We start from the raw sequence: 20,121 nt of genomic DNA on the forward strand, positions 1-20,121 counted from the left end.
ACCGTTCGCGTGCCGTACATCGCTCCGTGGACAGGAGAGAATGCGCCCCCGGCCCTGGTCACGACGCGACACGGCTGCGGCGGTATGGGCATCGGTTACGCGGACGAATACGGCATCGCCGACCGTCGGCGCGGTGCGTTGTGGATCAGGGTGCCGGTCAAGCCTGGATCTGGCGCGCCACTGCTCGATCGTGTGCACGCCTTGCGCCAGCGGCAGGCGATGAATCACATGCTGTGCCAGTTCTGTGGCCGACCCACTGATGACCAACGTGGGCGGCAACTGTTCCTGTTGCACGCGGTATCCGGCAGGCCGATCACAGATGGAGAGAGGACTGCCACGCCACCTGTGTGCGGTAGCTGTGTCCCTGAAGCGGTACGGGGCCGGGCTCCGTTGCGGCGGGAGTGTGTGGCGGTGCTGGTGGAAGACGTCACAGTCTGGGGTGTGGCCGGGATCGTGTATGCGCCGGAGACTCTCAAGCCGGTACCCGGCGACGGCGAGCAGTTCACGCTCGTGGCGTATGGCGACCCGCGACTGCCTTGGACACTCGCCTGCCGCGAGGTCGTCACGCTCCACGGCTGCACGGCCATGGACCTTGAAGACCTGACCGGGCAGACCGCCGCCTGAGTCGTCTATCCCCGTGTCGTCGCGTCAATGCGCATCGAAACTGGAAAGGGGCATGGTGACCAGCCAACCGCCACGCCGTCTGAAGCTCTCTGCTCGTGAGCGCGAAGCCCTCCAGCTCACAGCGGGCGGTATGACTCCGGCAGAAGCGGTCACGGAAATGGGGGTGTGTACAGCTAGGGTGGCCGACTGTTTGAGATACGCCTCGGCGAAGCTCAACTCACCCGAACGGCCGGGTGCCGTGCATCGGGCCTACGTGCTCGGGGAGATCTCCCCGCCCGAGTCAATCGACGATGCGGACATCGTGCTCCGCGCGGGACAGTGCGAAGTTCTCCGCGGCTTGGCGGGTGGCCGGGATCTGGGGTGGATTGCTGCGAATATCGGGGCCCGTGCGGACGTCGTACGCAGAGACGTGCGCGAGCTGATGACACTGCTGGGCGCCAAAACACAGGCACATCTCATTGAGCGTGGCTGGGAGTTCGGCCTTCTCGGTCCGACACGGGATGACGCAACCAGCTCCTCGATCACCAGGGACCTTGGGTCAATCTCCCGACGGCACCAGTCCGGGCAGCTGCTCATCGGAAAGTCGAGACCGCGCGACGCCGGGCCCACTCCATGCACTCCGTCTGGCGATCCAGTTAAGGGAGATGATGACGATTACTGCTCCGAGTATGGTGCCGAGCAGCGTCGGTGTGCTCAACAAAATTTCCGCGATTCTCGCTGTACTGGAAAAGGGGCCAGCGTGTCTGCCAACGGTGGTTTCAGAAACCGGCCTGAAGCGTCCCACGGTGCATCGGCTCGTTCTCGCTATGCAGAATCTGGGATTGGTCGATGACCAGCAGGGACAGTTCATTGTCGGTCCCAGGCTGACCCACCTGGCAATGGTGGCGCAGCACGCGATGGCAGATCGTGAACTGCGGCGGGAGCTAAGCGCACTGAGGGCCACAACCGGCGCAAGGTCCGTTCGTCTTCATCAGCGGTACGGCGATCAGCGGATCTGCGTCGCCGAGGCCCTGCGGTACAAGTCGGCACCCAGTGACCGCAATCCAGTCAGGGCAGTGGCGATGGGGACAGACCCTGTCTCACGAGTCTTCTTCGCATGGCAGCGGCTCAGCCGGAGCCATGTCACCGGGAGTGATGCCGCTGTGTGCTCGGGCATACGGCATCGCGGCTGGGCGCAGGGTGTCACCGACGAGGGCCTGGTCCTGGCGGTGGCGGTGTGCGGCCGCGATGGGGAACTGGCCGCCGTCCTGTCGCTATCCAGCCCCTCTCGGCGGACACGCTGCTCGTTCCGCCGAGAGGTGATCAAGAACGCGGTAGAGGCTGCTGCCCGCATCTCCTGCCGTCTCCCTGCCCAGGAGTCCACCGGACCAGTTAAGGAGCTGGAGGACTTCCCAAGGCGAGTCGGGCCAAGGTCTGAATAGGCCCCGCTCGGGGCACCGGTCGACGCCGCTCCCGGTGCCCCGAGCGGTATCACACTCCCGGCGCGGAATAGGTGGAGCGCGACGTATCGCGCTGGGTTCATGTAAGAGATCACGCACTCACAGAAGGAGAAATAGGTGACAGTTCTCGCCTCCGAACCGGTGGTTGAGCAGCAGGCGAATCTGATGCGGCAGCTGGCCGAGGTGCTCAAGCAGCATGAGATCGGCGGGTGCTTCCGGCTCATGTTCGTGCCATCGGGGCTCAAGATCTCCGATGACGAGGTCCTGGTCCAGGACGTGAATGCAGAGCAGCGTGTGATCGAGATTCGCCCTCGTAAGCTGACCCAACTCAGCCTCGGGGACGTTCTCCACGCAACCCAGGTCATCGACCCGTCGGATGAATCGCTTATCGATCACGCAAGTAACCCGGTGGCATCGGATTGCAAGGCCGTAGACAGGGTCCCTGGGGGCACCGGGCACCATTACGCGACCTAGGAGCAGCTGGATGATGGGCACTCATGCACACCACGACGTGGCCTTCAGCTTCCTCGGGCGCCTTGGCTCGGCGTTTTGGCCGAGGCTTACAGCGAGCCAGCCGGTACACGTGCGGCAAGTGTTCGATGCTTCATGGATCGAGAAGGTCTCCCTGCCGTTGGCGGAAGAGAAGGCAGCCGGGCAGACAGTTGCTTTGGTCGATGGAACAGAATTCGTCCGCGAGTCCCGTAACGAGGAGGTATTCCATGCCTATCGGGATCGGCCGCGCACGCGTGTTTACGAGAGTCTGCACGTTCGCAGCGATGGTTGGGTCAGCGCAGTTACACTTCAACTGACTGCGATGATGCGCCGTAACGTAATCTGCTCGGCCTACGAGTCGCACGCGGGGGACCGCAACCTTGGCGCGCACGATGACGAATGGCTCGGCGTGATCACCCAAATGCACGGTGCGAAACGCTGGCTGGTGTGGCCGGAAACAACCGGTGCACCCGAGGAGATAGTCACCAGGGTTGGAGATGTGCTGATCCTGCCGCAGGGGGTGAAACATGAGGTGAGCACTCCGGACCTTCCAGGGTATTCGGTGCATCTGGTGTTTGCCATTACGGACGATCCGGTGTGACACCCAAAAGGCAAGGTGACTGCTAACACTCCGCGGGCACCGACAGATAGGTTGCCCCGGCCGAGCCATGGCTGGCCGGGGCAACCGACAGAAGCCCTCTCGCGGCAAATGCACCGAGCACCAGCAGCTCACTCACCTCGCCAAATTCCTATCTCGCTCCCGTAGGGAGACCCCGAATGGGCTGCGGAGGCAGTTTTCCGCTACCAGTCACTACGAAAGGTGTGGGATGAAGACCTCATACGTCGTTCTCGCCATCGCCGCAGTCGGTATCGCGCGGCTTGTGCAGTCCGAGAGGCAGGCCCGGCAGCGGCTCGCCCTGCATGCCGAGGAGATACACCAGGAGCTGATCTCCGATGCGGTGTCCAATCCCGAGCTGCGGGTGATGTGGACAGCCCCCGGCGAGCTACCCGACGAGGAGTACAGGGAGATCCTGCACTGCAACCGGCTGATCAGCCTCCTGTCGGTCAAATTCCGGGCAGGACTGCTCGATAGGGCCTCCTTGAGGGTCCAAGCGAGGTGGCTGATGGCACGCGAGGTTGGCCGGACGTATTGGGCGACTCTCGGGAGCTTCCGTGAGGAGGAGGCGGTGGACCGCATCGATCGCACCTTCAATGCGATCATGGCCGACGAGCACGCGGCCATGGCGGCCGTTGACACGGTAGCCACCTGACCGAATGCCCGTGCTGCCGCGAACCGGGCTGGCGCTCGGTCCGTGGCAGCCCTCGACGGCCACTCCTTGGTGAGGCAAGGGCCGGGCTCAGCATCCCCGCCGACCGGCCGCGGCCGTGACTGCACGTCCAAGGAGAATCATGCTCACACCCCTCAGCCTCCCCGGCCTCGAAGAGGCATACCTGGCCTTACTGAGGCTGGTATCCGAGGATCACGATCACCGCATCTCTGCCCGTGGCAACGACGCCCGTGAGGTGATCGGCGCGAGTTTCCGCTTGTCGGAGCCGCGCCGGCGACTGCCCTTCCTGGCAGCGCGTAAGGTGAATCCGGTCTTCCACTTCGCCGAAGCACTCTGGTACCTGGCCGGCCGCAGGGACCTGGAGATGATCGGCTACTACGCGCCGTCCATGCGCTCCAGTTCCCGGGACGGCATGCATCTGGGCGGGTCCGCGTATGGGCACACGATCTTCAACCCGGCCGACGGCGACACGGTGTCGCCCTTTGACCGTGTCCTGGAGTTGCTCCGCGGCGAGCGGGACAGCAAGCGGGGTTACATTCCCGTCTTCGCCGCTGACGAGCTGGCGATCAGTGACAACCCGGATATGGCGTGCCTCGCCGGGCTGCACTTCCTGGTGCGGGATGAGCGGCTGCACATGGTGTGCTACATGCGGGCCAACGATCTCGACTGTGGTCTGCTGTCGGATGTTTTCAGCTTCACCATGCTTCAGGAGTTCGCGGCCGTCCAGCTCGGTCTTGAGCTGGGCTCCTACACCCACTTCATCGGCTCGGCCCACGTCTGCGACCGCAACGCCGAGCGTGTCCACCGAGTCCTGCTGGAAGCCGTCACCCGGTCCGCGCCGATCCAGTTCCCGTTCCCGGCGATGCCAGTGGGCACCACCGCAGCGACCGTGGCGCGCGTCCTTGAGCACGAGGAGGTGCTGCGCACGAACAAGGCCCACTACAGCGCGGCACACATCACGAGTTCGGACCTCGATCCCTATTGGCAGCAGGCTGTGCTGCTGTTTGAGGTCTATCGGCAGATCCAGCACGACCACGCGGACACGGTGAACCCCGAGGTCATCGATGCTCTGGACCCGGGCCTGCGGTGGCTCGTCGGCCACCGCTGGTTGGCCTGCGCTGCCGCCCTGGACGGAGGCGAGAAGTGAGCCGGAAGCCGCCGAGCGGCGCCGTGGTCGACGGCGTCGACTTCGACCGCTGGGCGGTCGTCCTGTGCAAGCCGGACTGCGTGGCACGCGGCCTGGTCCCGCGTGTGCTCGATATGATCCGAGCCTTTGGTGTCACCGTCACGGACCGCATGGACCTTGTGGCGCAGCCGTGGCAGGCCCACGTTGTGTACCGCGATCTGCTCGCAGACGCCAAGCGTGCCCCCCGTGATCTGCCGGCCTACCTCGATGAGGCGTTCGCCGACCGCCTGGTGTCCGTGGCGCTCGCCCACGGTGAGCCTGGTATCCACGCCTGGCTGCGACAGCTCGTCGGGCATACCGACCCCACGCTGGCCGTTGCCGGGACGATCCGCGGCGACCTCGGAAACGATAGTCTGAGCGTCGCGCTCGCCGAGCGGCGCCTGGTTCGCAACCTCGTGCACACCAGCGATGATCCCGACGCCGCCCGCCGCGACTTCGGCACCTGGTTCAGCGACGGCCGCCGAGCCGCCGATCCCGGCTTCGAGCGGTGCTCGGTCATCCTGTGCAAGCCCGACGCGGTCGAGCGCGGCCTGGTGGACGCCGTCCTGGACCGGATCGGCGCAGCCCAGGTCGCGGTGGCGGGCCAGCTCGACTTGACCGTTCAGGCGTGGCAGGCACATGTGCACTACTGGGACCTGCTGGTGGACGCCGACTGGTTCCCGGACCGCGACATCCCCGCCTGCCTGGACGCGGAGTACGCCAACCGCCCCGTCACGGTGGCACTGGCCCACGGAGAACCAGGCGTACACCACCGCCTTCGTCAGCTCCTGGGGCACTTCGACCCCACCCGGGCCGCGCCCGGCACCATCCGCGGCGACCTCGGCGACGACAGTCTGGCCGCGGCGCTCGCCGAGCGGCGCCTGGTCCGCAACCTCGTGCACACCAGCGACGACCCGGACGCCGCCCGACGCGACTTCGGCACCTGGTACGGCGCCCATCGCCGAGCCCTGCTCTCACCGCCGAGCCCCCCGCACCAGCGCACGTCTGTCGACACCTGACGCCGTTCCCCCGAACTGGAGGCATCATGAGCGAGCCGCACCAGCACAGCCCCTTACCGATCCTCCCCACGGAAAAGATCGGGGAGCTGAAGCCCGCCCTGGCGGACGTGATCGAGTACCGCAAGTCCGGCCTCTCCCTGAACTGGATCATCGGCTGCCCGCTGGACTGCGGATACTGCATCCGCCATACCTTCGGCAACTTCGAGATGAAGGTCCCCCGTCGGCTGATGAGCGACGAGGAGGCAGTTACCGCTCTTGTCGAGCACCCGTACTTCCGGCCGCACACCACGCCGCTCCAGCTCCTGAACCGGGCGACCGACCCCATGCTGCCGGCCGTCAAACCGCACCTGTTCACCGTGCTGCGTCACCTGGACGATCGGGGCCTGACCAACCATGTCCTGGTCATCACCCGCTGGCGCGTCTCCCCGGGGGACTGCGAGGTCCTCAACAGCATCCAGAACCTGCGTCTGACCGTGCTGGTCACCCACTCCGGCATCGACCACGAGGCCATCGAGCCGGTGGACTCCCAGATCGCCGCCGAGAGCCTGCGCACCCTCTACGAGCACGCCGAGCGGTACCGCGCCGTCCTGTACTGGCGGCCGATCGTCCCCGGTCTCAATGACTCCGACGCCCACCTGGAGCGGGCGCGCGAGCTCTCCCGGCATGCGCACGCCACGGTCTTCACCGGCCTGTTCTTCCGCCAGGAGATCGCCGCCTACTACCAGGCGCACGGGCTGCCCACACCGTACGAGGACACCGCCCGGCGCAAGATCCTTCCCGAGGCGGCCGAGCGCCGGGTGCTCGATGCCTTCCGCATCCCCGCCGACGTCTCCGCCCCGTGGGGAGCGCTGTCCCGCAAGACGAGCTGCGGCGTGGCCTACGCCCACGGCGAGCCCGACTACAACGGCCACTACGGCATCTGGGAACTGTGCGACGTCTGCCCCCGGAAGCAGGTCGCGTTGTGCGACTCGGCCTGGGCCAAGCCCGACTTCGCGGATGTCACCGCAAGCGCCCGAGCCCTTGGCGCGACCGGGCCCGTTGAGATCACTGACCGGGCCATCATCGTGGAGGGTCTGGACGAGCCGCCGCGCTACTACCTCCAGCACGGCTACGGCTACCAGTGCCACGACCGCGAGAAGCCTCACCACTACCGCCGGCATGGCCGTGCCCCCATCGGCTGGCCGGCGGAGAACGGAACACCCGCACCATGAACTTCGCCGCCTGGCCCGCGCTGTTCGTCGTGGACGTCGAAGGCAACGGCAGCAACCCGCCCGACCTGGTCGAGGTGGCCGCCCTTCCCATTTGCGACGGCGGGCCGGATACCAGCACGGCCGGGGCGTGGCTTATTCGCCCGCCCCGGCCTGTCACCTCCCGCGCCGCCGGCATCCACGGTCTGACCAACGGACTTCTGGCGCAATCCCCCGCATGGGGAGAGATCGCCGAGCAGGTCCACGGGCTCCTGGGCAAGGCGTGGATCTGCGTCCACAACGCGCACACGGACTACCGAGTGCTCAAGGCGCACTTGCCCAAGTGGGAACCGTCCGGGGTTCTCGACACGCTCCGCCTGGCCAAGGCCACGTACAAGGACCTGTCCCGCTACAGCCTCGACGCCCTGATCAAGCACACCGCGCCGGACCTCACGACCGCTCCCGCCCAGCGGCACCGCGCCACCTACGACGCCTACGCCACCGCACAGCTCCTCATCGCCATGGCCAGCCACTACGACACCTGGGACCAGCTCGTCGCCGCGGCCGTGCCGCCCGGCCTGCCAGGCGCCCCCAAACCAGAAGAGGACCCGACCCTGTGGTGAACACGCCCATCCGTATCGGTGTGCTCGGCACCCACTCCACCGGCAAGACGACACTGCTCAAGCGGATCCAGATGGAACTGCGCGGCCACGGGCTCACCGTGGCCCGCACGGGCCGACTCGCCAAACGCGCCGCGGCCATCGGCCTGCCGAAAATGCAGCACCACACCGCTGCCTCCACCGAGTGGATCATCACGCAGGGCATCGCCGACGACATCGCCGCCGCAGCACAAGGCGCCGACGTCGTCCTCGTCGACCGCGCCTCCTTCGACGCCCTCGCGTACTACCACGCGGCCCTTGAGCACCGCGGCGCGCACTCGCACCGGCTGGAGAGGGAACACCTGCGGCTCCTCGCCTCGACGCAGGCGCCGAAGTACGACCTCCTCCTGGCGACCGTTCTCGGCCCGGACGTACCCGTCGATCAGAGCCACGACTACGACCACCGCTACCGCCTCCTGGTGGACCGTCACGTCCACGGCATCTTGGCGGACGACGGGATCCCGCACCAGCGCGTCACCAGCGACCACGAAAGCCAGACCCGCGCCATCGAACGTGCCCTCCAGCTCTGCCTCCAGGAGGCCGCCGTATGACCATCACGCCGCCCGGGGGCGCCATCACCATCGCCGGGAAGGCCGTCTCCCGGCTCGGCTTCGGCACGATGCGCCTGACCGGCCCCGGCATCTGGGGCGACCCCGCCGACCGCGCCACCGCGCTCACAGTGCTCCGCCAAGCCGTCCACACCTACGGCATCACGCACATCGACACCGCAGACGCCTACGGGCCCCACACCGTCGAACACCTCATCCGCGATGCCTTACACCCGTACCCCGAGCACGTACTGATCGCGACCAAAGTGGGCCTGGCCCGTCCCGCCCCGGACACGTGGGTCCCGCATGGCCACCCCGTCTACCTGCGCACATGTGTCGAGGCGAGCCTACGCGACTGGGCATGGACCGGCTCGAACTCTGCTACCTCCACCGCATCGACCCCGAAGTGCCCGTCGCGGACCAGATCGGCACACTCCAAGCCCTGAAAGACGAGGGCAAGATCGGGCACATCGGTCTGTCGAAGGTCACGCCCGAGCAGATCCGTACCGTCACCAATGACATCACCATCGCCGCCGTGCAGAACGTCTTCAACATGAGCGGAGACCGGCACGACACCGCACTCGAACTCTGCCGCGACCTCTCCATCCCCTATGTGCCGTACCGGCCCCTCGACGCCGGTAGTCTCGCACGGCAGGGGCATATCGACGCAGCTCTCAACTGGCTGCTTCACCTCGGGAACCACGTCGCACCCATCCCCAGCACCAGCTCACCGGAACACCTCCGCCAACTCGTCGCCGCCGTGACGGGCGGGCGGTTATGACGCAAACACCCACGCCGACCACCGCGAATCCGGCTGCTCGCCAGCGCCACATACGGAAGACGGCCTCCTACGAGAACTGGCGGCCGCCGCTGGTGGGAGTGTCCTTACTCGTGCCCGTCGAGACCACCCACTTACTCGTCGCCGAACTACGCGGCGACCTGCTCGTGCCGTGCGGCCCCGTCCACAACGGGCAAGCCCCGGAGCGGGCCGCCTCAAAAGTTCTCCTGGGAGCGCCGAGAGGGATACTCGTCCTTCGACAGGTCGCCGTTGACTGGGTTCAGATGCGCCGTCGACAGATCATCACCTATGTCGTGGCTACCAAGCCCCTCACCCATGCCGATGCTGCTCGTCTCACCTACCGCGACGGGCGAGCGGACTTGTGGATGCTTCCCATCGCGCAGGTGACCTCCGCTCTCCCCACTCTGGCCCAAGCACGGGTCCTTGCCGGGCTTAAGGCTCTGGCCGAAGAGGAGATGGCTTATCTCGAAGCCGGAGTCGTAAGCCGCACCGACTCCGCCACCGGCTCCCGCCCACTGCGAGGTGAACGAAGGGCCGCGTTTCCCTGATACGGCGGAGTATCCTTTGAGATATCAAGAATTGGTTCACACGTGTCATGTTCTCGCCCGACTTCTTCCACCGTTGCCGAACTGTTCCACGAGTACTAGCAACCCTCACTGAATTCCCGGTGGCGCTATGGATGCAGAGAGCGGAGCGAGACCGAGATGCTTCAGATGAGGGAAGGCGGAATGGGCCCCCAAGTCTAGGCGCCTAGCCGACAGCGCATGGCGATGACGGCAAGGTTATCCAGGGCGCATCGGGAAAAGCGGAAAGGCTGGTATGGCTCAGGCCCACTCCACGCCCAGTTCCTGGAGCGCAGATCACTGCGGGTCGGTGAGCCTGTCCAGCCTGGATTTGGCGTTGCTTGAGGGCGTGCCGGAGATGGGGGCGTCCGGCACGCCGGGGTTAAGCGGTGGCCGAAGTCGAGGGGCCCAAAGCGACGATGTATGGAATGCATACAAAGGCCACAAAGGTGATCATTAGGGTCGCTCGACGAAAGCCGGATGGTGGCACGTGCGCCTCTCCTCGGGATCCATGGATGGACATACGACTGGCTGGATGCGGCAGCCTGTGGTTGTGCTTGACTCGCGTAGTCGATCATGGAACAGGAGTCTGGTGCAAATCGCATGATCGTTTATGAATCAACTACCTCTCTTGCCTCATGGGCATCCTGACCAGGATGTTCGGTGGCGGTGGCTGGCGTCCCGTGCGGGGTCTTACGTTCCGTCGGAGAGGCTGTGTCCTTGTCGTGTGCCGGCCAGTGCCGCGAGGGTTTGGGCTTCTTCGGACGGGGCGTTGAGCTGCTGGCTGAGGGCGAGGCTGGCTGTCAGGTGGGCGCGGGCCTGGGCGAGTCGTCCGGTGGCGTGCTCGGCTTCGCCTAGCGCCCGCAGGGCCTGGCATTCCTCGAGGGTTGCGTGGATCGTGCGGGCTATGGTGAGTGCGGCGGTGTGGTGGGGGAGGGCTTGTTCGCTGTGGCCGGTGGCGTGGAGGGCGCGGCCGAGGCCGTTGCGGGCGATGGCCTCGCTGCGGCGGTCGCCGATGCTGCATAGCACGGGCAGGGCACTGTTGTATAACTCAAGGGCTTCTTGCGGCCTGCCGTGTGCGCGCAGGGTGTCCGCCAGGTTCATCTGGAGCATGGCGTGCTGGGCCGTGCTGCCCAGGGTTTGTGCAATCTTGATCGATTGCCGGTAGGCGCTGATGGCGTTATCCAGACTGCCTGCTTCCTTGTACAGCTCAGCGAGGTTGTTGAGCGCGATGAATTGCCCTCGCCGGTCGGCGACGTCACGGAATCGGGTCAGGCCCTCGAGGAAGTATTTGAGTGCGTCCTTGTGCCGCTCGAGACGGAGGCTGAGCATGCCCAGAAGATTGAAGCTCCTGCCCTGCTGAAGCCGGTCGGTTTTTTGTAACCGGATGTGCAGTGCGCGCTGCTGTTGGTGAAATGCCTCCGTGTGCTGGGCGGTGTGCCAGTAGGAGATGGACAGCTGGTGGAGGGCTTCGGCTTCGAGGTCTTCGTCGTGCGCTTTGCGGGCCAGCTCCAGGGCTTTTTGGGCGCTGTGGATCGCCTCTTGGTAGCTGCCGACGTTGGCGCAGATACCGCTGAGGTCGATCAGAGCCCGGCCGTGGGCCTGTTGATCGCTTGTGTTCTGCCAGTGGGCAACCGTTGCTCTCAGGATTGGAGCTGCTGTACGCAGATAGCCCTCGCTGCCCAGAAAACCTGCCAGTGTGTGGGCGAGCAGGGCGAGTTGGTGCGGTGAGCCGTGGGTGCGGGTGTACTCCAAGGCGGCCAGGAGGTTCGGCCCCTCGGTGGTGAACCACTGGTGAGGGTCGGCCGCATGCCGTGCTGGTGCGATAGGGGGAACGGGCAGGGAGATGCGCAGACGGTGAGGGTAGGCGCGGCGGTCTGCCTGGTCGGCGCTGTGCAGATAGTGGTCGAGGAGACGCTGAAGAGCGTACTGGTTGTCGGCCTGCGCATCGCCCCCGGCCAGGGTGGAGGCGTATTCGCGCAGGAGGTCATGGAGCCGGTAGCGATGCGGAGCCGGCTCCGAGACCAAATTGGCGGAGAGGAAATCCTCTAAGACACGCTCCGTCTCTCTGAGAGGAAGGTTGGTAAGCGCTGCGGTGGCTTCGGGGCTGAACTCGGTGCCAATGTGCAGGCCGATGCGGCGGAAGACCTTTTGTTGTGCAGGGGTGAGCGTACGGTAGGAGATGTCGAACGCTTGTGCCATCGCGTAATGAGTGTCTCGGAGTTCAGGCAGCCGTCCGCTCGCGAGGGTGAAGCGCCCCACGAGGTCGGAAATGCTCCAGGAAGGGCGGGCGAGTAGGCGTCTGGTGGTGATGGCCAGAGCGAGGGGGAGGTCTCCGCATAGTCGGGCCAGTGTGGCTGCTTCCGCCGTGCTGGGGACTCGCTCTTCACCCAGTATGCGTTGGAGTAGCGCGACGGAATCCGCACGGGTCAGCGCGCCCAGTGCGACATGGCGGGCACCAGGGAGACTTGTCAGTTGCTGGCGGCTGGTGACGATGATCGCTGCGGCGGAGTCACCGGGCAGTATGGGGGTGATCTGCTCGGCGTCGGCGGCATCGTCCAGGAGGGCTATGAAGCGGCGGCTGCGGGCTGTGGTGCGCCACAGCGCGACCAGTCCGGGGAGGTCTTGGGGGAGCGTGGCTGAAGGCGTGCTGAGGAGGCGTAGGAGTTCTCCGAGCGCCTCGGCAGAGGTCAGGGGAGGCTGGAAGGGGGCGTGGCCGCGTAAGTCTACGAACAGTCGTCCATCGGGGAAGTGATCGCGCATCTGATGTGCGGCATGAATAGCCAGAGCGGTCTTTCCGGAGCCGGGCATTCCGGTGACCGCAGCTGCGGTCACCGGCCCCGTGCCCGTCCCTGCCGCGCCGGTCAATGCGCCGATCAGCTGGTCCACTTCAGCTTGCCGCCCTACCCAGGGCACGTCGGGGGGAAGGGTGTCGGGGGCGGGCGCGAGGGTGCTGCCGTGGGAAGCGGTTGTGCGGGGCAGCAATGCGGCGACCGGTGTGCGGGCCAGGATGCCGCGGTGGATGTACGCGAACTCCTTGCCCGGGTCTGTGCCTGACTCCCGCAGCAGGTGAAGCCGTGTGCGTTGCAGTAAGCGTGCCGCAGCATCGGTTCGGCCGCTTCCGTGGAGCGCGAGGGCAAGCCGCCCGATGAGGGCTTCATCTGTCAGGTTTCGCTCAGCAAGGGGCTGCAGGCCGGCGACGGCTTCAGCGTAGTCTTCGAGCCTCAGCGCGATGTCGGCGCGTAGCAGCGCGGTGGCCAGATTCCTTTCCTCGACGAGGCTGCGCAGGTGAGCGGCCCAGGCGCCGGGCAATCCGGCCAGAGGCTCCCCGCCCCATAATCGAACGGCTTCCTGTAACGCCTCCAGCGCTTCACGATTGTTGCCGCTGTCGGCCAGCCAGCGGCCCTGATCGAGAAGGGTGAGATAGCGGCGCAGGTCCACGGTGTCCGGGTCCACCTGAAGCCTGTAGGTGTGCGTGCGACTGATCACGGCGGGGGCATGTGGACCGGCGAGCGCGGACAGCGCTTTGCGGATGCGGGAGATGTGCGCATACAGGGCTTCACGTGGTTTGGCCGGCGGGTGCTCGTCCCAGACCCGGTGGACGAGCGTGTCCATGCTCACTGCCCGGTCGGCGTCCCACGCCAACGCGGCAAGGGTCAGTCCCTCCTTGGGCGTTCCAGGCGGGCTGTGATCTTCTCCTGCTCGCAATCCGACTGCGCCCAGCAGCTGTATGCGAAGGTCCACCAGCGACCTCCCGCTGATAGCGCACTTCTCCCATGTGAGAATGACACGGAGTGATGGTCATGACCATGACTAGATAAGGGGAGGTCCGAAATTGCCCTGACGGTGAACGGCTGAGCGGGGCTTCACCCGCAGGGAAAGCAGTGACCGGGGAGTGGCTGTATGTGAACCCCGCTGCGTGCAGCCTGACCGGCATGATGGGTAGGCCAGGTCAAGGGGGAGACGCATGAGGGAAACAGAGTTCGCCACGGAGCTGTTATCGGCCATGATTTCCAGCAGGCCTCTGCACAGTTCACCAGCCGGACAAGCCCTGCATACCCTCGTGCGTGCACGGTCCGATCCTCGCGGGACGCTCGTCCGGCAGTGGGAGGAAGCCTCCCGCGCCGAAGACCCCCTCCCCCTGCTCCTGCAACTGTCGAGCTCCCTGGCTCGGTACGCGGCTACCGACCCCGCGTGGCAAACCGACTTGGAGATCTGGCTGCAACATCACCGATCACCGTCGGGGGCGACGCACAACAGCATCGGCGGATCCGCCCACCTGCACGGCCCGACCCTCCAGACCGGCGCGATCCACGGAGGCGTGCACTTCCACCACACCGGCCATGCCGCCTCACCTCCCGCGCAAGTGGTGCCCCGCCAACTGCGCTCCGTCCCCGCACATTTCACCAACCGCCGTGTGGAACTGAGCACCTTGCACGGCATCGCCGGATCCCGGCAGAAGACGGGAGCACCGGCACTGGCGGTAATCTGCGGCCCGGGCGGAGTGGGGAAGACCGCGCTGGCGTTGCGCTGGCTGCACGAGGTGGCGGACCAGTATCCCGACGGTCAGCTGTACGCCGACCTGGCAGCAGACTCCTTTGGGGAACCGGTGCTGACCGGCGCGATCCTGGGGGGATTCCTGCGGGCTATGGGCATCCCCGGGCAGCAGATACCGGCCGAGGCCGACGAGGCTGCCGGTCTGTTCCGCTCCACCACCGCCGGCCGGCGCATCGCCATCCTGATGGACAACGCTGTCTCCGCCGCCCAGGTGAGAGCCTTGCTGCCTTCCGCACCGTTGAGCACGGTGGTGGTGACCAGCCGGTGGCGCCTGGGCGGCCTGACCATGGACGGCGCCACCTATCTCCCCCTGGCCCCCATGCGCGGGAAAGCAGGCAGAGAACTGCTGAGGCGAACCATCGGGGAACAACGGGTCGCAGCAGAAGCGGACGCGGCAGCGGGCCTGGTGTACTTATGCGCAGGACTGCCCATCGCGCTATCTATCGCAGGCGCCCGCCTGGTGATGCGTCCTGAATGGCCCATCGCCCGAGTCGTACGGGAGCTGTCGGACGAACAGCGCAGGCTGAAGGCGCTGTCGGTGGAGGAAGCAACGGTCATGAGCGTCTTCGACCTCTCCTACGACGGGCTGCCACCCAACGCGGCCCGCGTCTACAGACTGCTGGGCCTTCACCCGGGTCCGGACATCTCCCTCGAAGCGGCGGCCGCAGCGGTGCACTTGCCGGTCGACGACACCGCCGCGCTGATGGAAGGCCTCGTCGATGCGAGCATCCTGGAGACCGGCGAAGACGACCGGTACCGCTTTCACGACCTGATCCGCCTGCACGCCCGGCAGCGCGCCGAGGCCGAGGACAGCAGCAGCGACCGCGGCGAGGTCATCCATCGGCTCCTGGAGTTCTACCTCTCCTTCACCGCAGCCGCCGACCGGCTCGTGACGCCACTGGACTGGCACTTGGGTCCGACCCATCCGCTCCAGCACAGGTCGTCCGCCTTTGCAACGCGCCGCGAGGCGCTCGATGCGCTGGAGAGAGAACTGCCGAACCTGATGGCGGTGATGCGAGCCGGCTACGAACGCGGGTGCGACACCCTGGTATGGCAGCTGGCCGAGGCCATGTGGTCGATGTTTCTCCACCGCAAGCACTTCCCGGACTGGATGGCCGCCTATCAACTCGGCATTGATGCCACGACCCGCTGCGCCGACCGCGCCGCCCGATCCCGCATGCACCATCACCTGGGTTTCGCCTTCCACAACCTCAGCCGGGCCGAGGAGGCTCTCCAGCAGGGCTTCGCCTCGCTCACGGCGGCGTGCGAAGCAGGACACGAACTGGCTCAGGCAGAAGCCCTTGGGCTGGTAGGGATGGCATACCGGTCCCAGGGTCGCTTCGACGAGGCTATCGAGGCACAGCAACAAGCGATCGCACTCGACTACAGGGCTGGCCGGGTGCGGTCAGAAGCCCTCGGCCGGCGCAGGCTCGGCCAGGCCCTGTGCGCCGCAGGGAGGATCGAGGAAGCGATCGACCAACTCACCCAGGGCCGCAACCTGGCCGCGTCGCTGCCTGACAACCTTGTCAAGGCAATGACCACGGTCTGGCTCGCGGACGCACTCACCCGCGCCGGCCGCCCCAGGGAAGCGGTTGTGATGGCGCAGGAAGCCTGGTCGACTCTCGCCGAATCCGGCTCCAGCCAGTACCGGGCTCAAGCCCTGATGGTGTGGGGTGAAACCGCCGAAGAACTGCAGGACCTGGTGACCGCCCGCGACCGTCTTAGACAATCACGGGCTTTCTACCTGGAGGCCGGTGTGCCGAATCTGGACCGCATCAACCACGCGCTCAACAGGGTCCAAGCACAGCTCGACGACGGCTTTGGCCACTCACCCCCGTGACGGAGTCCGGACAGCGAGCCGGAGAGGTTCCACGAGCTGAGCGAGCCGGTACCCGACAGCCAGCCAAGGATGCATGCACACCCCGCACACCGGCACCCGCTCGGGCTCGTGGTGGACGAGGACCCGTTCCGTGCGGGTGCGGAACACCGTCCCGAACCCGTGCGCCGGCACCGTGACAAGAGCGCATCCGGGAGCGCCGGCCAACCGGGCCTCGGCTACCGCCACAGCGCAACCGGCCGTCGCCCGGGGGAAGCCGGTCACCACATCGGCAATCTGCCTCCACCGTGGCGCAGCTCCTTCGGTGACCACCAGAAACCGGTCAGCGACCATGCACGGGCACTCATGCCGCGACTCCATGCCCGCGCTCCAGACCCACACACCGACACCCGCGTCACCCCGGCTGTGCTGTCGGCAGCGGCTGACCTCCAAGCCCCGCTGTACTGACCGGGGACGTTAGTCAATCGTGTGAACGGCGGCTGACTGCCACACGCGGTGTGCGGACGGTGATGGTTGTACTGGTGGAGCCAGCCGGACAGTGCGTCTCGTCGTTCTTGCTCGCTGGTGTAGCAGCGGGCGTAGGCCCAGCCGTCGGCCATGGTGCGGTGGAAGCGCTCGACCTTCCCGTTGGTCTGCGGACGGTAAGGGCGCGTGAACTTCGGCGTGATCGACAGCGCGTCGCACGTGTCCCGCCACAGGTTTGACCGATAGGCACCTCCGTTGTCCGAGAGCACCCTCTCGATGGTGACGCCGCGCGCGGCGAACCACTCCACCGCGCTGTGCAGCACGCTGACTGCGGTCATGGACGTCTCGTCATCGTGGACCTCGGTGTATGCGACGCGAGAGTGGTCATCGATGACGGTGTGCACAAATGCGTATCCGAGCTTCGGGCCGCCGTAGGCGTTGCGTGACTTGTCAGGAGTCGCGGAGCGGTGTTTTTCGCCTTGGAGGCGACCGACGTAGCGCCAGCCGCCGCCGTCGGGGATGTTCCCGAGCTTCTTCACGTCCACGTGCACCAGCGATCCCGGATGGTCGTGCTCATACCGGCGGACGGGCTCGCCGGACGCGCGGTCGACGTAGGCGAGTCGGTTCAGGCGGGCCGATCGCAGGATCCGGTGCACTGTCGACGGGGCGATGTTGAGTCTCGCAGCGAGCTGGACCGGCCCTTCCCGCAGACGTAGTCGTAGGCTGACGCACCTCTTCGGCACGGTCTTGGGTGTCTTGGCCGGCGAGCTCCGCGGTCGTGAGGATCGGTCCTGCATGGACTCGCCTGCGAGGTAGCGGTCGAGCCAGCGCTTCACGGTCGGCCAGGACACCTGGAATCGGGCCGCGACTTCGCTGATGGGCCAGCCGTCGTCAGCGACGAGTCGAGCGACTTTCAGACGGTGGCGCGGTGTGAGGGCCGCGTTCGTATGGGACATTTCTGAGCTCCTGGACAGGCTGAAGGGCCGACCATGGTGTGTGGCCGGCCCTTCAGCTTGGAGACATGTGGGTAGGGATTGTGCGGCTCAGTCGACTGGGGAGACTCGGATGAGGTTGCCGTCGGGGTCTGTGATCACGAACGTGCGGCCGAAGACAGCATCGTGCGGCTCCTGCACGACGTGGACTCCCTTCGAGGCCCAACTCGTGAAGATCTCGTCGATCGCCTCCGATGGCCCCGGCACCATGAGTCCGATCTCGGTCGTACGAGGGGTGCTCGGGACCGCGTGCTCGCTGTAGCCCGTCCACAGCGCGAACAGGACACCGGGGGCAGCTTCGAAAGCTACGTAGTGGGGACTGGTGAAGGTCGGTTCGATCTCGAACAGGTCACTGTAGAAGGCGGTGGCGGCCTCGGCGTCGCGGACGCCGATCAGGAACAGGTTCGGTGTGGGCATGGAGCGCTCCTCAACTCGTCGATTACTCGGTACAGCACCCAGTGGATCGCCCCATCGCGACAGAACCTGTCATCTTTTCTGAGAACATGGGTCAGCATGAAGGCTTCAAGGCTCTTGCATCTCCTGTTGCTCCTGCAGACCCGTCAGCGGCTCACTACGACGGAGCTCGCCGCGCGTCTTGAGGTGTCCCGGCGTACTGTGCTGCGGGATGTCGAGGCGCTCTCGACAGCGGGTGTGCCCGTCTATGCCGAACGCGGGCGTAACGGCGGGATCGTCCTGCTCCCCAGCGCACGGCTCAACGCATCCCATCTGGAACCACCAGAGCTGGAGGCCCTCTCCGTAGCTGGCTTGGACAGCGCACAACGTGAGCGAATGGGCCTGTCTGCGGTGTGGGAGTCGGCGGAGCGCAAGATCGCCGCTCGCCAGGCTGCAGCACCTGAGTCGCCGAGCCCGCTGCGGCTGGCGGACCTGGTGCTTGTCGACAGCGCCGCGTGGTTTGCTGCCCCCGAGGCAGCGGTCGATGTATCGGATCTGGCCTCGGCCCTGCGACACCGTCGACGCCTTCGAATCCAGTACCGGCGCAGCGCCGAGAGCCAGGCCTCGACACGGGTGGTTGACCCGTACGGGATCGTGGCGAAATCAGGTCGCTGGTATCTCGTCGCCGATGACCAGGGGGACAGCCGGCTGCTCGCTCTGGAACGACTTTCGACCTTCGAACAACTCGACGCGCCAGCCGTACTCCAACCAGACGAAAGCCTCCGCACCAGATGGGCCGCGTTGAAGAAACGCACCGAGGGGCAAGATCGTGTGAGCGTGACCATCCGCCTGCCGGAAAATGGCCTCGATCTGGCGCGACGCATCCTCGGCACCCGCATCCACCATGTCTCCGACCCGGAAAACGGCTCGCGCGTCGTCATCGTGCGCTACCCCGAGATCGAGTCGGTGCGTCAGCTCCTCCAGTTCGGCGACCACATCGAGGTGCTCGCCCCAGAGGCGGCCCGCACACGCATCAGTCAGCTCGCCAGGGACCTGGCTGACAGACACTCAACCCCCGCAGCCTGATTGCCGATCAGAACCCCTGCTCTCAATCAACGTCTCCGGTCAGTACACCTAGCGACACGGTGGACCATCAGATCAGCGATGAGCGCGTGTTGGCACTGCATGTCATTCATGCCTCCTCCGCAAAGTCGATGCGCTCAACGCGGCCTATGAGAGTGGGAAGCGGTACCGGGGTGATGGTGAGCGTCCGGTCCGGCTCGGGCAGACCCAGCAAGCGGTACATCGTGCGCCGCAGAATCTGTGCGGCCTGCCCCGGCCGGGAGGTGATCATCCCGGCTATATACCTCTGCTGGATTCGGGAGCGCCTCTGCATGGCCGCACGCAGCTGTCCTGGAAGCGGCCTGTCCAGCCGCAGACGAACAGCTTTGCGGCCCACCGTCTCCGCCAGACTGCCCAGGCGTAGAAAACACTCCTGCACCGGAGGCGCCAGCACCACCGGAGCACCGATCGCCGCCCCGTAACTGGTCACCGACCCGTGATCCCCGATGACCACGTCAGCGGCAACCAATGCGGCCCGCCACCCCTCCTGCGGCGGTAACAACAACAAACCCGCACGCAGACAGTCCACCAACCACGCCCGCACCTGCCAGGCTCCGTGAACCCCCCAGATGTTGGGATGCAAAACCGCCGCCACCCGATACTTCTCCGGCGGCAACTCGCCCAGCAGCCGGTCCAGCAGATCCGGATGACTTCCCCAGGCAGACTCCGGCTGCCAAGTCGACGTCACCACCACCAGCCTCTGGCCCGCACGCACGTCCAACGCCCGCCGATAGTGCTCCCGCAGCGGCACACTTGCCACCAACCGGTCGAAGCACACGTCACCCGTCACCACCGCCGCCGGTACCGCCTCAGGACACGACTCATGCAGCACCGCGAGCTCATCGTCATGAGTGAGTGACAGCACGGTCGGCAGCAGCCGTCCACGATGCATCAGTGTTCCGCGATCCAGACCGTGCGTCGGAAGCGCCTGCGAACCGGCACTTCGTGCACGCAGCCGGGACGGCATCACA

17 protein-coding genes and 2 pseudogenes are annotated in these 20,121 nt (G+C 66.1%); 14 read left to right on the forward strand and 5 right to left on the reverse strand.

What is annotated here, in order from left to right:
* Positions 1–405 precede the first annotated feature (405 nt).
* On the forward strand, positions 406–624 hold the full coding sequence (locus J5X86_RS43105) for a hypothetical protein (protein WP_208522077.1): 219 nt from the start codon (positions 406–408) through the stop codon (positions 622–624).
* A 280-nt stretch (positions 625–904) separates the two neighbouring features.
* On the opposite strand, the gene J5X86_RS43110 is transcribed toward J5X86_RS43105, so the two are convergent.
* Entirely contained in the window at positions 905–1,078 is a 174-nt protein-coding gene (locus tag J5X86_RS43110; protein ID WP_208522078.1) for a hypothetical protein, read from the reverse strand.
* 214 nt (positions 1,079–1,292) lie between these two features.
* On the opposite strand from J5X86_RS43110, the gene J5X86_RS43115 reads away from it, so the two are divergent.
* The 11 genes and pseudogenes from J5X86_RS43115 to J5X86_RS43165 all read left to right on the forward strand — a co-directional run bounded on the left by J5X86_RS43115 (position 1,293) and on the right by J5X86_RS43165 (position 9,769).
* Complete coding sequence (locus J5X86_RS43115) at positions 1,293–2,045, forward strand: helix-turn-helix domain-containing protein (protein ID WP_208522079.1); 753 nt, start codon at positions 1,293–1,295, stop codon at positions 2,043–2,045.
* A 135-nt stretch (positions 2,046–2,180) separates the two neighbouring features.
* Positions 2,181–2,537, forward strand: coding sequence for a hypothetical protein (locus J5X86_RS43120; protein WP_208522080.1), 357 nt, complete (start codon positions 2,181–2,183; stop codon positions 2,535–2,537).
* A 10-nt stretch (positions 2,538–2,547) separates the two neighbouring features.
* The gene (locus J5X86_RS43125; protein ID WP_208522081.1) at positions 2,548–3,156 is read left to right on the forward strand and encodes a cupin domain-containing protein; all 609 of its coding nucleotides are present in this window, start codon (positions 2,548–2,550) and stop codon (positions 3,154–3,156) included.
* Positions 3,157–3,382: 226 nt separating this feature from the next.
* The gene (locus J5X86_RS43130) at positions 3,383–3,826 is read left to right on the forward strand and encodes a DUF6082 family protein (RefSeq protein ID WP_208522082.1); all 444 of its coding nucleotides are present in this window, start codon (positions 3,383–3,385) and stop codon (positions 3,824–3,826) included.
* A 139-nt stretch (positions 3,827–3,965) separates the two neighbouring features.
* Complete coding sequence (locus J5X86_RS43135) at positions 3,966–4,991, forward strand: thymidylate synthase (protein ID WP_208522083.1); 1,026 nt, start codon at positions 3,966–3,968, stop codon at positions 4,989–4,991.
* Entirely contained in the window at positions 4,988–6,028 is a 1,041-nt protein-coding gene (locus J5X86_RS43140) for a nucleoside-diphosphate kinase (RefSeq protein ID WP_208522084.1), read from the forward strand. The genes J5X86_RS43135 and J5X86_RS43140 overlap by 4 nt, the downstream gene beginning before the upstream one ends.
* Positions 6,029–6,054: 26 nt before the next feature.
* Positions 6,055–7,239, forward strand: a complete 1,185-nt coding sequence (locus tag J5X86_RS43145) for a radical SAM protein (protein WP_208522085.1) — start codon at positions 6,055–6,057, stop codon at positions 7,237–7,239.
* A complete protein-coding gene (locus J5X86_RS43150) occupies positions 7,236–7,838 on the forward strand; it encodes a 3'-5' exonuclease (RefSeq protein WP_208522086.1) in 603 nt (200 codons plus the stop codon). Before J5X86_RS43145 ends, J5X86_RS43150 begins: the two co-directional genes overlap by 4 nt.
* Positions 7,835–8,425 carry an AAA family ATPase gene (locus J5X86_RS43155; protein WP_308124895.1) on the forward strand — a complete coding sequence of 197 codons (591 nt, stop codon included), beginning with the start codon at positions 7,835–7,837 and terminating at the stop codon, positions 8,423–8,425. Before J5X86_RS43150 ends, J5X86_RS43155 begins: the two co-directional genes overlap by 4 nt.
* Positions 8,426–8,493: 68 nt before the next feature.
* Positions 8,494–9,203, forward strand: a pseudogene (locus J5X86_RS43160) (aldo/keto reductase).
* Positions 9,204–9,313: 110 nt separating this feature from the next.
* A complete protein-coding gene (locus J5X86_RS43165) occupies positions 9,314–9,769 on the forward strand; it encodes a hypothetical protein (protein ID WP_208522087.1) in 456 nt (151 codons plus the stop codon).
* 708 nt (positions 9,770–10,477) lie between these two features.
* Here J5X86_RS43165 and J5X86_RS43170 read toward each other — a convergent pair.
* Positions 10,478–13,528: a tetratricopeptide repeat protein gene (locus J5X86_RS43170; protein WP_208522088.1), complete on the reverse strand. Its 3,051-nt coding sequence runs from the start codon at positions 13,526–13,528 to the stop codon at positions 10,478–10,480.
* 223 nt (positions 13,529–13,751) lie between these two features.
* Between J5X86_RS43170 and J5X86_RS43175 the strand changes: the two genes are divergently transcribed.
* Positions 13,752–16,181, forward strand: a complete 2,430-nt coding sequence (locus J5X86_RS43175) for a tetratricopeptide repeat protein (RefSeq protein ID WP_208522089.1) — start codon at positions 13,752–13,754, stop codon at positions 16,179–16,181.
* Positions 16,182–16,618: 437 nt separating this feature from the next.
* Here J5X86_RS43175 and J5X86_RS43180 read toward each other — a convergent pair.
* Both J5X86_RS43180 and J5X86_RS43185 read right to left on the reverse strand, forming a co-directional pair.
* A pseudogene (locus tag J5X86_RS43180) lies at positions 16,619–17,599 on the reverse strand (IS481 family transposase); the annotation flags it as partial.
* An 87-nt stretch (positions 17,600–17,686) separates the two neighbouring features.
* On the reverse strand, positions 17,687–18,052 hold the full coding sequence (locus tag J5X86_RS43185) for a VOC family protein (protein WP_208522090.1): 366 nt from the start codon (positions 18,050–18,052) through the stop codon (positions 17,687–17,689).
* A gap of 96 nt (positions 18,053–18,148) precedes the next feature.
* Here J5X86_RS43185 and J5X86_RS43190 point away from each other — a divergent pair, with 96 nt between their 5' ends.
* Positions 18,149–19,114 (forward strand): YafY family protein, encoded by a 966-nt coding sequence (locus J5X86_RS43190; protein WP_208522091.1) that lies wholly within the window; start codon positions 18,149–18,151, stop codon positions 19,112–19,114.
* 106 nt (positions 19,115–19,220) lie between these two features.
* On the opposite strand, the gene J5X86_RS43195 is transcribed toward J5X86_RS43190, so the two are convergent.
* Complete coding sequence (locus J5X86_RS43195) at positions 19,221–20,117, reverse strand: hypothetical protein (protein WP_208522092.1); 897 nt, start codon at positions 20,115–20,117, stop codon at positions 19,221–19,223.
* Between the last annotated feature and the right edge of the window lie 4 nt (positions 20,118–20,121).

Source organism: Streptomyces sp. NEAU-YJ-81 (assembly GCF_017592595.1).
Taxonomy (GTDB): domain Bacteria; phylum Actinomycetota; class Actinomycetes; order Streptomycetales; family Streptomycetaceae; genus Streptomyces; species Streptomyces hygroscopicus_B.